Raw genomic sequence first — 13,902 nt, 5'->3', positions numbered from 1 at the left:
AAAAGGTGTAAATTCATATTGCATTTCACCCAAAAAGGATGGAACAGTTTGAATTCAATTTTGATATTAATCACCATAAAGCGAAGGATGTTGGAGATGAGGATGTATGGGCGGTCTTGACAATTTACTGTCAAATTGGGGGTTGTGAACAAGCAGATTACGCCTACAATAGCCAATTCAACGCTAATCGGAAAGCCGTACAAGGAAGAAGACGGGTCTCGCATGTAATGCTTGCTATTCTGAATACGTGTAGTCTTGTCAATAATGAAGACGTTCTACATGTCGAACTGACCATACATTACCAAATTAAGCTTGCACAATTGGAAAAGTATTTGTACAATGTGCATAACAAGAGAACTACAATTAAACAAATCAAAAGGGAGCACCCCTCTTAGCACTGACGATTAAGTATCGTTGGTCTAGGAGGGGTGTTTTGTTTTGTTTAATTCGTAGCAAACACAAGAATGGAGGAGTTATATATGACATTTATTAATGTTGTCCAATGATTGGTAAGACATAATCTTTTCGGTTATTGGTTCAATATTAAATCAGAGACATTTTTAGAATCATTTTCGTCTCGTTTTGACCACACGGTTTTATTTAGAAGTCAGGACGGTTTCAGTACATCTTCACTTACAAGTAATCACCTTATAAACAATCTTACCAAGAGAGGTAGATTTTGATGTTAACAAAGCTATTTAAGATGTATCAGAAGGCCGACAAGTCAGGCAATATTATATTAGGTTTTGATGTTAAAACAAAGAAGCCAGTGGCCATGTCTCTTGCGGACCGAATGATGAATACCATGATTATTAGTCCAATCGGGACAGGGAACACAACGGCAATCGTATTACCTACGATTAACCAAGATTTACATCATATGGTGTTGTACATTAATTCTTTTCGAGATTTTTTAAAAAGCAAGACGGAAATAGTCGGTGAGCGATATATGAGTGGAATTTCCGTCATTGACCCTTCGAACGACCTATGCCAGAAAACGCTTGAACTTGTGAAGGCTCACGGTATTCCTGAAGAAGTGATTACGTATATCAATCCACTTGATCCAAATACGGCAAGCATTAACCCAATGAATGGTCCCGTACAGGAAGTTGCGGATACAATGGCAGATGTCATTTTGGAAATTAACTCTCAAAAAGAAGTTCTCAGTACTTACGAGCAAGAACTTAGGCGCAATCATGTAAAACTCTATATATATTTGCTGAAACTACATGACCCAAATATAGATGTAACGTTGGAATTGTTGGTGAATATGTATAATAATCCCCAATTGGTAGAGGACATGCTTGAGCAGTTAAGGGGATTGCTGCCGCTCGATATTGAAGTTTCCGAAGAACAAGTTGATAGAGACTATTGGTTTAATGCTCTACATATTTCTGATTGGTTCACAGTGAAATTAAAGAATGATAGGGTTGGCTCCGATAAGGATGCAAACGCTATCCGGTCTATCCTTATGGAGTTATGGGAAAACCCGCTAATTCATGAAGTCTTATTTGGGGCAAGTAACTTCGACTTCGAGCGTCATATGCAGAGTGGCGGCGTCCTTTTGGTGAATACCGCAAAAGGTGACCTAGGCCCACTATCATCAGTCATCGGGAAATTAATTCTGAAGAAGTTACAACATGCGACATTCCGCCGTCAGCCTCACGAGATTTCGTCTTACCACCATATTCTTGTGAATGAAGCCCCTGACTATTTGTATAGAGAATTCCCGGAGCTCACGGCACAGACACGTAAATATAAAATGATAGTCACTACTCTTCATCAAACGATTGAGCAGCTTGTGGAACAGTTTGGAGAAAGCTACCTGACTACTTTAATCGGGACAATGAGGAATTTCATGGTATATGGGCATGTGTCAACCTATGAAGCAAAATATTTTTCTTCTTTTTGGGGCGAAGCTGAAGTATTCGCTAATCCATTTCTAGAACCATTTATCAGTACAGCCAAACTAGTGAATGGAAATCGGCCAATGCCAGCACAACAAATCAAACACAGCTTCATACCAATAGAGGAATTCATCCAATCAAAGTACGTAGTGAATAAAGAATCGGGCGCTTTTTGGTTACAGGAGAGAATGAATTTTGAGAAAAGAAACAATAAATTCTAACAGGAGAGGATGAAGAGCATGGTTGTTAGTTTACACAATGTATCTAAGCTGCAAATGGAAGGGCCTGTTGAACAGGTTGCTGAGAAAATCATAAAACAATTGTTAGGTGTGACTAGCGAGAACGGTTCTAAAGATTATTTCTTTGAACAAGCGCAAAAGAACCATCTGAAATCCTATATCTATTTACTGAAATTGCATCACCCTGAAAAAGAGGTGACATTCGATTTGTTAATGGAAATGTATAGGAATCCCCAGCTGGTACGGAAGATGCATCTCGAATTAAAAGCTATCTCGTCAACAGAAATGAAGGAATTTAAGCACGACAATTACCGGAAAATTATTAAAGTAATCGATGGTTGGTTTGATTCAAACTTGCTGCCTAAGAGAACACGCCAAGGGAATATGGAGGTACCAGAAGTAAATGAAAAGGGCGAGCAATTATTCTATGACGCAAAAGAAAAACACGTCCAAGGGCTCCGCCTACTTCTATTCGATATTGAATTACAACTGTTATCAAACGATATACCGCGCCAGGGGATAGGCATCAAACCTTTTGGGACGATGGACTCTGCTTCAGCTATTGATGGAGGTACTATACGTAGCAAATAATACAAAAAATGAGAGGGAGTGTCACTACATGGTGATAAAATCATGGGAGAGTAATGAAACATTAGAGGAACTATCAGCAAAACGCAGAAATGGTGAAATCGTCGAAGGTGTGGTCCGTAGTATCACATCAATGAAGTTTCCAACTGAAGTAGATGGCGTAATGAAGTCAATCGAACAAACGATGTTAAAAATTGCATTGCCAGGCGGCGTCACAGGATACTGTCCAGCATCAGAATTTCGAGAAAGAGACCACCGTTCGTACAATCAATTCGTAACACATAAAGAATCCTTTATCATAACGGATTTGGATTTGGATAATCAGATTGCGGTTTTGTCTGCAAATAAAGCGGCGGAACAGCTACGTGTTGGTTTTTGGGAACGTCTTGAAGATCTTAAATTGCAAAACAGACTTGATGATGAAGTGTTTGTAGGCACTGTCACGGGCTACAATCGGCAGTCTGGAGTCGTCTACGTCCGTATAAGTGGGCAAGACACGTACATGTTTCGGACTGAGTGGTCTTGGCGAGAACGTGAAGCTATCGATGCACAGCAAGGGGAGAAGGTTGAAGTAAAAATCCTCCTATTTGATAAAGAACAAAAGGTTGTTCGAGTGTCACGTAAACAAGCGCTACCAGATCCTTTCGCTTTTCTAGATACATTAAAAAAAGGTGAAATCATAGCCGGCCGTGTGGATGCAGTTCATCCGATTCACGGACTGTTTGTTGAAGTCGAGAATGGTGTAGTCCTTAAAGCAGGAAAAGTTCGTTCTCTAGAAGAGCCCGACGTTGGGGATAGGGTTACGTGCCGTGTCGGTGAAGTTGATCCTAAAAATCGTAGAGGACGGGTCACGATTCTGGAATATCCGCATGGGAAGCGTACGAAAAAAGACTTGGGCTCTTTTTTATTTGATTAATGCTAAAGCAAAATGAGTTGCTTGCAGCCATTCAACAATTCCCCCGTATGGATAACACAATCTCCATATGGGATCACCCTAACTTTAAGTCGAGCATTGCGCTTCCCGACGACTATAGACCGCTCACACGTACTGAAGACGGGTTGGAATTGATGAACCGGAGGCGTTTAAATGAAGAGCATATAACTGTCTTAAAAGTTGTAGGAGATGCGATATGTGCCAATGAAAATCAGTTGCGGCGCTACTTGTCCCAAAAGTTCTCTCCCTCTATTACCAGTCGTCATCTTAAACTACTGGGTAAGTTCGGGTTGGTGGAAAGACATAAATGCCGCCTTGCCTTTATTGAGGAAGATGGTAAAGAGGTGATCCGACCCCCTGGTCCTCATACACTAGGGATTGGTGGTTTCAAATTGATGAATCACCTATACGGTGAATGCACGTTTACCTCACCGGATATATGGCAGCAAAACTCTATGGCAGTTCAGCGACATGTCGCGATGAATGAAATACGTTGCTTAGCGGTAGAATCTGGAAATGTACGTGGCTGGTCATGGTACCCGTATGTGGGAGGTAACGCAAAATTCAAAAAGCCTTTTGCCACCATGCGGCTTGAAACAGGTATTGGAGAACTACAAATGCTGATTGATCGGGCGCAGATGTCCCAGAACTTTATCGGTTATTTTCGAATGCGGTTGGAAGAGTATCGTTATTTGTATGAACGGGATCAAGTGATCATTATTGATGGTTTCGAAAAGACTTCCTTACAACAGATAGTGGCCTTATCTGTGTCGTCAGTCAGTATGGCAAGTTTCATTCAGGAGCAGTTACGATTACACACGTACCCATTCGATATTTGGTTTATTATTGACGAATGGTTCAGCGAGGAAAAGGGTTTAGAAGGTGCATGTGCGCAGGTGACGAAAGAAGGGATACACCGTAGAAAGGTTGCAGTTCTTCGTAAGAAGTAAATCGTGCCGCCTAACTATTTCAAGGTGTTGACATCGGTCCATAACCGTGCTAAATTATGAACATAACACCTTTTCCCAAGGTTTTTTACTTGGAGAAAAGAAGCCAAGGCGGGGTGCGGAAAACACTTCGTCTTGGTTCCCAACTAAAACTAATTGCATACAATATAATGGGACTACCCCAATCTTTAAAAAAATAACGCTTCGACGTTATTTTTTTAAAGATTGGGGTTTTTTTGTTTTGTACGCATCTTTACTAAGGGGGAGCGACGTGTCTATATTGCTGGCGGTCGGAGATCCGGATTTCACAGAAATCCTAAGGGGTAACTTTGTTTCAGCAGGTTTTGATGTTATTGACAATGATGTTTACCACCGAAAGTATTTGGATGAAGTTATTCAAATAGAAAACCCATCAATTCTTGTTTTACACGATGCGTATTTACCCAGTGATACGACTACCGCCCAAGACAATGAAGAAGAAATGCTTCGGTTAATAGGTCAGTGGCGAGCTACCTATGACAATGATTTACGAATTGTGTACTTATGTGAGCGTGAGCGTCGAGATCCTTTCCTTGGAAGCCTCGTAGCACGTAATGTTTTGGACATTTTTAACGAGCGACAGATTGCTACTTCATTGTTCATTGAACAACTAGCAAATGATGCACGTTTTGCGAATGTTGCAAAGTTTGGTGTCGGTCAACTTGAAGTCGAGTTCGATGAAGAACCTGAAGTAGAAGGTACTACTGAAACACTAGTACCTACCGAAGTAGAGGCACCTTCTACAGCATCATCGCAGAAGGTTGAGCGTGCCAAACAACTCTTATCACAGTTTTCGGATAAGGCGAAGTCAGTGGTCGATTCCAGTAACGAGTGGAATCAACAAAGATTGAAAGAAAAACAGGAACGGACTCCGCGTTCTCCTAAAAATATTGATATTCCGGATGGTCGTTCAGCCGGTAGGGGAGCAAACGACGCGAACTTTACAGATTACCTAGATTTAATGCCTATACCAAAAGAAATCTATGCCAGAACTCAGGTCATGGGTACAGTTGTCGTGGCTGTTGCAGGGGCGAAACCTCACTTAGGGTCGACTCATACTGCAATGTCAATTGCAGCGTTTCTACAAAAGGGGCGGCATAGTGTTGCACTCATAGAAGCGAATTACTCTGAGGATTTTGATCGTATCCATGCTCTTTATGAAGGGGAGCAGCAATACATCCGAAAGCAAGCAATGTTTGATTATCAGGGAATTGATCATTACAAGTTTCGAGAAGATCTTCGCTTAGGCGAAATCATGGCTACCTATGAGTATGTCGTTCTTGATATCGGAGCTATTGATGATAGCCCGCATTATGATGAATTTCTACGTGCGCACGTGCGGGTCCTTCATGTATCTCCCTATGAGTGGAAACAACATTGGACGGACCGGTTTTGCGAGCAGGTTAAAGATGAAGAATACTTTACATTCGTTGTCCCGTTTGCAGGAAAAGCGAATGTGAAAGATATGAAAGAACGTTTACCGAAGCTAAATATTGTTCCATTTCCAGCAAATCCCAACCCGTATTCAGTAAATGAAGAGGAAGAAGAAGCAATTCGGTCCATCATGCATGGATATATCAAGGAAAGTAAACAAGTGTTTTCTAAGAAGGCATTAATTGGAGCAGTGGTCGTAAGTGCCGTTATTACAACCGGAGTAATTAGTGCTTTTGTTTTGTTGTAAGCGATTGAACGAATAAAGGAGGAAAGTGTACGTGAACATACGATTACGAACTAAAAAGCTAATATGGGCAGGTATTATTGGGGCGAGTATCACGCTGGTTCTTGCAGTTATTGGTGGTTACTTCTATTATACAAAAACCCAAGAACGAGAACTTGCGTTAAAAGAGCAGTACAGGGCGGAGCTAGCAGTCCTTAATGAAACAGCCTTACTGAATGAAGAAGGATATGCCTTGAAGCAAGAAGTGGAGCGTGGCGATCCCATAACCGAAGATATGCTTGAAAAAGTAACTTTGGTAGCTGCAGCTAAATCAGAAGATACATTGGACATTATTGAAGTGAAAACCTTAGATTATTATGCAAAAACGGATATGCAGGCCAAGACTGTCCTGGTTGAATCAATGGTATATGAAGAAGAAGCACTCGGCGGCGATATACGGGAAGTAGAATATTCGTTTATCGATCTCCCGACAAAATTGAAAAAGGAAGACTATGTTGATGTGCGAATCCAATTTCCTAACGGTGATGATTATGTTTTGCTGTCTAAGAAAAAAGTGAAAGACACACTCGGATTAACACTATGGGCGAACCTAGATGAAGGTGAACTCTTAACAATGAGTTCGGCAATTGTTGATGCCTTTATCGAAGAAGCAAAAATATATGCACTCCCTTATGTAGATGGTCCAATGCAACCAGCAAGTCAAATGACTTACCCAGTTAAGAAAAACGTCATGGAGTTGATTACAGATTCACCAAACCTAGTGAATATTGCAAAACTGAATTTGGAAAAACAGAATCGTGACCGCTTGGAAGCAAGCTTAGTTGAAATGAACCAAGAACAGAGACAGAAACTTCGCCAACGTGAAGCGGAGTCAGATACACAAAGAAAACAGAATGATCAAGAACGTGAGTTAAATGCGATGAACCAGTACTTAGAACCGGAACAAGCAGATTTGATCGAAGAACAGTTTAAAGAGTAATCAATGTTGAAAAGGAGCGAGTGAAATTGAAAGTAAAATTAATGCAGTTTGTCGGAACGCGTAATAAATCAGACATGTTAATGTATTTAGCTCACGTTCTGACCAAAATAAACAAACGCGTGCTGATTATCGATAGTACGCAAAATCAGTGGTATCGAAATGGATATACACGAATGAGCAAGGGTCAGCATGTATACGACTTCCAAGGTATCGACATTTTAAGCGATGTTACCAATTGGTTAGACATTGAAGAAAGCCTCAAGAAGACGGGTGAAACTCATGTTAATTACGATGTGATCCTTGTCGATATTGATTCAGCAGAAATACTTGAACAAGAATGGCCAGAATTTCATGAACGCTTTTACGTAGGGGATTTTGATCGGGCTCATCAATTACGAGATGTTAATTTAATTGATACTCTAATTCATACAACATTAAACACTGCAATCAAGCGAATTACACTTGCATCAAAATACAAATTGAATGCTGAGTACTTCGATACTATTCTCTCTGCAAGGTTAGGTAAGGATATTCAGTGGCGCTCAATGAATTACATTTTCGAACCAGATGAGATTGGTGAGGAATTACGAAACTACATGCAGCACGAACAAGACATCCCTTATAAGCGCTTGAACAAACAATATAAAGATTTGCTATGTGAAATGATAAGTGCCCTGTATGGACTACACATTAATGATGTCAAAGATGCCATGAAACCAAACTTCTTTCGAAGGTCCTCTAATCCAAAGAAGGCAAAAACATTGAAAATTTTTGAGAGCACGGAAAGTGCGAAAGCCTAAAATGAGCGAACCTGATTTAATGATCGGTTGAAAGGAGAAAGAAGATGGGGAAAACAATAGTTAGTTGGTCACCGGTCGAAGGACAAGGAGCCACGACATCACACACAATCGCATTAGCTTCCATACTGTCATTAAATGTAGGGCATCGCTCATTGCTAACACATACGCAATTGGCTCCCTCTGCAATGGAGGAGATGTACCGACAAAAGAAAACGGACGATTTTGATGACGGTGGTATCGATGGACTAGAGCGTCTTGTCAAAAGTAAATTACTCAAATCGGATGATGTTCCGGCGTATACCAATACCATATACAAATCACACCTTGATTTCCTAGCAGGAAAAAACTCCAACCAACAAAGTGAAGGAAACTCACAGATTTTAAACACAATTTTGCGAGCTGCAAGTGAACAGTATGATTTTATTTGGATTGATGCGGAGACTGGGGTAAACAGTCTGAAAACACGTGATTTACTTGAAAAAGCTGACCTCGTGTTGGTTAATTTGCCGCAGAACAAACACATTATCAAACAGTTTATGGAGGCTTTACCGACTGAGCTCCAAGACAAGCCGTATTTTATTCTTCTAAGTCAGTATGACGAGAAGGCCAGTTATACTTTGCGAAATATTAAAAGACAACATCACGTTAAGGTTCCAATATTCGCGATACCCTATGCAACAGGTTATCGCGATGCGGTAAACCAAGATATGGTTGCAGAATTTTTTGTCAGGACGATGAAAGTGGAAAAAAGGGATGTACTTTACCCATTTGTTCATTCTCTCAGTGTAGTTAATAGCGAAATCATGAAACAACTCGGTTTTGCGAAAGTGGCGGAGGAGGATTGGGAATGACACCCTTGCTTAACACTATCATCATTATCACAATGATTTGTATTGTAATCATCGCTTTTGGATGGCGTATCCTGCAAGGCAACAGACAGAAAGGTACCGTTCCAAAATATAATCATGAACGGTACACCCTCCCAAAGATAACTGAATATGTGAGTGAGGTACTAACTGAACTATCAACAAGAGACCTCTATCGTCTTGGCTATTCTAAAGAAAGATTTGACCGCGAAGCAAGACGCCAAAAAGAATTATTTGAAGCGCTCAAAAAGTGTAACACTGGAGATTTTGGTTCAAAAACGTTTGTTCGAGGATTTATGTTTGACCTCTTACTGAAAACCTATAAATTTGATGAAAAGAATATCAACTTGGCGATACCATTCCAAACACCAGAAAAACTAAGTGATCGTGATGTATTTGACATTATCCTCTATCAGCAATACAAAGAACATCAAGAGCATGGATTAGGTCGATTACTGGATGATTATAACTTAATCAAGCTAAAACCGAAGGGCTATCGCATAGAAATTGAAGACTTACGCAAAATTTTAATTAGCCGTATCCATCAGCTTACATTTGAAGATAAATTACGCATAGTTGTTCAAAGGATTTACAGCCAATATAAAGGCTTCGGAGTTATTGATGACATTCGTGATATGGCGATAGACGGTGTATCAGGTGGTGTATCAGGTGGTATGCCCAAGCATATGGAGAATATCGATGATGATGAACTGCTGCTTGAAACCTTTCAAACTGCTCAACGGGGATTAAACAGTATATGGGTAATGTACGCTGGTAAAACTATTCATTTTTCATTCTTGGAATTTAAAAGTGACGCGGAATTGAGACGCGTTATTACGCTCATCTATAAGTACAAGTTTCCTGGCCAATTATCAGAATCAAAACCTTACATGTTAAATGAAATGCATGATGGCTCACGAGTGACTGTATTTAGGGAAGGTTTGACGGAATCCTCGGCTTTCTTCATTCGTAAGAAATATGACTTAACTAAATTGGAATTGGAAGAGTTGTTTACACATGAAAATGCGATATTGCCTATCACGCTTTTAAAGTATTTAGTAAAGGGAAATCGTTCCGTAGCATTCACAGGTCCGACGGGAAGTGGTAAGACTACAGCAATGCTTGCTATTTTTAAATATATCAATGCGGTATTGAATATCCGTATCCATGAATCGAAATTCGAGTTGAATGCACGCTCTTTACTACCCGAACGAAATATTTTAACCATTCAAGAAACCGATAGTGTGAGCGGGCAAGAAGGACTCGACCTTACCAAGAAAATGGATGGAGATGTGACAATCATCGGGGAAGTAGATACTCCACGGGTGGCTTCTCGAATGATTCAGAATTCACAAGTAGCCAGTAAAATGATGTATTTCTCGCACCATGCGGAGACATTTCCTGACCTTGTTGACGATTTAACGAACTCGATTGACAAAGAAGGCAACCTGCAAAATGCTGAGCGCCAAGTTGTTAAAGCTTTGCAGTTTGATGCGCATCTTGAAAAAGGCTATGACGGAGAACGCTATTTTGGGCGCATCACAGAGTGTATAAAAAAAGAAACACATGTTGATGAAGTTGAGATTCCAGGTGTGAACGGTACTAAAGAGGAAAAGATGGATGGTTTTCTTATGGTTGCGACACAGTTTTTCAGTCAGAAACTACAAACCCGCATGTATATCGACAAAAATCTCATTGAATTTGTGGACGGTGCTTATGTTGCCCGTGAAAGGATCAGCGCAAAGCGCCAACTAGAAATTGAAAAAAACCTATCTCCTGAAGAACGAAAAGAATTTCAATTGTTTATTGAAAAACACTGGGGGCCTGCTGCATGAGTCTAATTCAATGGCTTGCAATCATTTCGATAAGCGGGCTAATTGTTTCTATCAGTATCGCAATTTACTACGTTCTCCGTGGGAAAAAAAACAACGAACTTTCATTCAATTACGATGTTAAGCGTGCCACGTGGAAAAGTGTAGTTGATTCCTATTCGCAAAAAATGTACTTATATGCAATTCGAATACCACTGTTGAGATCATTTGTTAGACATGTCCGAAGTCGGATTGAAACATTATCCATATACGACGAATATGCGCTACGCCGTCAAATCATGTTCACGTTGTACAACGTATTCGCGTTACTGCTGTCCTTGGTAGTTGTTCTTCTGTTAGTTCGACCGAGTTGGCTCATTGTTTTCTGGTTTTTCCTTGGTTGTTTATTCATTTCAAGTCTCCTGGTAGATTTCTTTGTTCACAGAGTTGAAATGCGTCTACTTAAACAGTTAAAGGAGTTTATTAATCGAATTCGAATCTTCTTTCACGAAACAAAAATGGTAGAAGAAGCCGTTTATGCAGCTATCCCCTATGCCGGACCAGAAATGAAAGTACAAGCGAATCGAATCTATCAGATATTGACCAGCGAGGATCCAGAAGAAGAATTTGCGAAGTATGAACAAGTTGTTCCGTCTCGCTTTTTGAAAGGTGTCACGGGATTGCTACTAATGGTTAAAGAACAGGGAGATGTAGTAACAAATGAAGGAAGCTCCTTGACAAATGGTTTATCTAGAATTAATGAAGAATTGAACTCTGAATTTATGTTTCGTTCGGTGTTGTACTACCAAACGAAGGGATTTCCTTTGCTTGCTATTGTCCCGGTTTTCGTTGCACAGCCGCTAAAAGTATGGGCACTCAACCATTTTTCCTTTATGAATACGTTTTACGAATCACAACTAGGATTAATTGTAGAGGTCTCGAGCTATGCCTTAGCAGTGATGATGTATATGTTGTTCCGCAAAATGGGGGAAGTGAAAGAATCAAAGTATCAAGCTAGTATGAAAAACTTGAAATGGGAAAAGTGGATGCTTGAAAAGAGTTCACTCTTGCAAAATATCGTCACTAGAATCACACCTGGTCCTCATACGAAAAAATATCTACTGCTATCCAAGTTGTTGAAGGATGCAAATTCAGGTCTGAAAATGGATTGGCTAACACTTCAGCGAATGGTAATTACAATCTCTGTCTTGGTTTTATTGACTGGAGGTTTATATTTTTCACATGAAAGGGATAAACGGTCCGTCTTGTACAATGTTGTTCCTTACTCTATGTTAGCAGGAAATGTTTCTGCAGAAGAATTTGAGGTTTACCAAGAAGCCACAACCTTTGATAGAGAAATAATTCATAAACTTAAAAAACTAGACAAAGTTACACCCGAAATAATGGAAGTGTACATTGCGAAATCTCTCGGAGTCGATGATTTGAGGGATCCGAAATTGAAAATGATTCACGATCGGATTGCAGATAAATACGAAAAATTCCAAAATGCGTATTTGAAATGGTACGAATTTTTGTTTGTGTTACTTATGGCGGTAGGGGCATGGTACTTTCCGGTACTTCTCCTTAAATTCCAAAGACATTTACGGTTTAAAGATATGGAAAAAGAAATTCATCAACTTCTAGTTTGGATAAGTATTTTACGGAAATTTGATCGAATAAGTGTATACACAATGTTGATTTGGCTTGAACGCATGGCGACTGTATTTAAAGATCCTATACGATATGCATTGCAAGATTATGATGCCGGTCCCGAAGAAGCACTTGAGAAATTGGGTGATACCGTAAATTTTGAACCCTTTAATCAATTGGTGGATCGGTTACAACTATCAATTACAAGGATTTCTATTCAAGAAGCGTTCGATGATGTTGAGATAGAACGAGCCTTTTATCTTGAACAACTTCAGGAGAATAATCGGAGATCACTTAATTTAAAAGATGAATGGTCATCTATGCTCTGTTATCTCCCTGTTCTCTTTTTGATTACTGCAAACCTTCTAATACCATTGTTGTATCTAAGCGTTGTTGATATGCAAGAGATGGTAAATAATATTAGGAATATTTAGTGTTAATTGGTTTGTACTGAGAGGGGGGATGCGATGGGAAGTTGTAACTGTTGTAAATAGTCACTAGAAAAATGGAATAGCAATGAACTATTTTTCATGAAAAATTTAAAAGAATAGGAGAGATATTACTTATGGGACAAATTCCTGGGTTTATTAAATGGGGTGCATCATTATTTTTCGTGATGGCAATGATTACGATCGGATTTCTTGTCTTTACTCCCTCGACTGAAGCAGGGAAGATAGCAAGTTCAGAATTTTCTACAGTTACATCGGAACTAAAAGATCAGAAGTTTTTAATTTATGACAATGCAACAGCTTCTGGCTCATCAGTGGTCAACGCACTTCGTAACTATAAAGCTGCTGGAGAAGAAGGTTCGATTGCGGTACAAGTTAAGACTGGAAAAAATCCGGGAGGGACTTGGTATTACAACATATTCAACTCCTCTACCGGTATCACAACGGGAGGTGGAGACACTACTAATGTAAATGAATCTACACACGTTGAATATATCAACCCGAGCGGTAACTTTAAAGCAAAAGTCGAACGTGATAAAAACAGTGTGATTCGTGCATTAATCTTTACTCAAATGTGATTCATGCAAAACACGGAGAAGGAGGGAAGGGAGTGCTTTTTGAAAGAACACTCCCGCAATTCCTATGAAAATTGGTAACATTATGGAATTTGTTTTTGCGCTCTCAATCACTTTGATTACCTTGGCTCATACATTTTGGACGATGACTACTTGGCCGGACTATTTTGAACTTATACCTTCTGCCGCCACAGTATTTGTAGAGCAGACTGCAATACCAGAAGAAGTCCCGTGGACAGGTGCACAAGTCGTCGCTAAACTATATCAGCTAAGCGATGACGAAATACCGATAGTTGTAGATGTTTTCTTGTTCCAATCAGAGGAAGACGTCAGGTTGAATCAGCATGTGGTTTTGTTAACAGATAGCTATACAAGAGAAATATTGATTAATGGAAGTGGTCAGGTCACTAAAATCATCTTTAAACGGAAAGGAGTATAGC

At 39.8% G+C, this 13,902-nt stretch carries 13 protein-coding genes; all 13 read left to right on the top strand.

Going from position 1 to position 13,902, the window contains the following annotated elements; genetic code table 11:
- Nucleotides 1-38 precede the first annotated feature (38 nt).
- Nucleotides 39-395 carry a hypothetical protein gene (locus tag MKZ11_RS24200; RefSeq protein WP_340797140.1) on the top strand — a complete coding sequence of 119 codons (357 nt, stop codon included), beginning with the start codon at nt 39-41 and terminating at the stop codon, nt 393-395.
- 287 nt (nt 396-682) lie between these two features.
- Nucleotides 683-2,128, top strand: coding sequence for a type IV secretory system conjugative DNA transfer family protein (locus MKZ11_RS24195; RefSeq protein WP_340797139.1), 1,446 nt, complete (start codon nt 683-685; stop codon nt 2,126-2,128).
- Nucleotides 2,129-2,146: 18 nt separating this feature from the next.
- Nucleotides 2,147-2,737, top strand: coding sequence for a hypothetical protein (locus tag MKZ11_RS24190; RefSeq protein WP_340797138.1), 591 nt, complete (start codon nt 2,147-2,149; stop codon nt 2,735-2,737).
- Between the two features lie 28 nt (nt 2,738-2,765).
- Nucleotides 2,766-3,650, top strand: a complete 885-nt coding sequence (locus tag MKZ11_RS24185; protein WP_340797137.1) for a hypothetical protein — start codon at nt 2,766-2,768, stop codon at nt 3,648-3,650.
- Nucleotides 3,650-4,618: a hypothetical protein gene (locus tag MKZ11_RS24180; protein ID WP_340797136.1), complete on the top strand. Its 969-nt coding sequence runs from the start codon at nt 3,650-3,652 to the stop codon at nt 4,616-4,618. The genes MKZ11_RS24185 and MKZ11_RS24180 overlap by 1 nt, the downstream gene beginning before the upstream one ends.
- Before the next feature lie 268 nt (nt 4,619-4,886).
- Entirely contained in the window at nt 4,887-6,335 is a 1,449-nt protein-coding gene (locus tag MKZ11_RS24175) for a hypothetical protein (protein ID WP_340797135.1), read from the top strand.
- Between the two features lie 31 nt (nt 6,336-6,366).
- Nucleotides 6,367-7,311: a hypothetical protein gene (locus tag MKZ11_RS24170; RefSeq protein WP_340797134.1), complete on the top strand. Its 945-nt coding sequence runs from the start codon at nt 6,367-6,369 to the stop codon at nt 7,309-7,311.
- 26 nt (nt 7,312-7,337) lie between these two features.
- Complete coding sequence (locus MKZ11_RS24165; RefSeq protein WP_340797133.1) at nt 7,338-8,111, top strand: hypothetical protein; 774 nt, start codon at nt 7,338-7,340, stop codon at nt 8,109-8,111.
- A 44-nt stretch (nt 8,112-8,155) separates the two neighbouring features.
- Entirely contained in the window at nt 8,156-8,962 is an 807-nt protein-coding gene (locus tag MKZ11_RS24160) for a hypothetical protein (RefSeq protein WP_340797132.1), read from the top strand.
- On the top strand, nt 8,959-10,812 hold the full coding sequence (locus tag MKZ11_RS24155) for an ATPase, T2SS/T4P/T4SS family (protein ID WP_340797131.1): 1,854 nt from the start codon (nt 8,959-8,961) through the stop codon (nt 10,810-10,812). Before MKZ11_RS24160 ends, MKZ11_RS24155 begins: the two co-directional genes overlap by 4 nt.
- Nucleotides 10,809-12,872, top strand: coding sequence for a hypothetical protein (locus tag MKZ11_RS24150; protein ID WP_340797130.1), 2,064 nt, complete (start codon nt 10,809-10,811; stop codon nt 12,870-12,872). Before MKZ11_RS24155 ends, MKZ11_RS24150 begins: the two co-directional genes overlap by 4 nt.
- Nucleotides 12,873-13,003: 131 nt before the next feature.
- Entirely contained in the window at nt 13,004-13,465 is a 462-nt protein-coding gene (locus MKZ11_RS24145; RefSeq protein WP_340797129.1) for a hypothetical protein, read from the top strand.
- Between the two features lie 64 nt (nt 13,466-13,529).
- Nucleotides 13,530-13,901, top strand: coding sequence for a hypothetical protein (locus MKZ11_RS24140; protein WP_340797128.1), 372 nt, complete (start codon nt 13,530-13,532; stop codon nt 13,899-13,901).
- Nucleotide 13,902: the final 1 nt, after the last annotated feature.

It is taken from the genome of Sporosarcina sp. FSL K6-1508 (genome assembly GCF_038007465.1).
Lineage (GTDB): Bacteria > Bacillota > Bacilli > Bacillales_A > Planococcaceae > Sporosarcina > Sporosarcina psychrophila_B.
The sequence above is the reverse complement of the archived record's forward strand: the minus strand, read 5'-3'. Positions and strand labels throughout refer to the sequence as shown.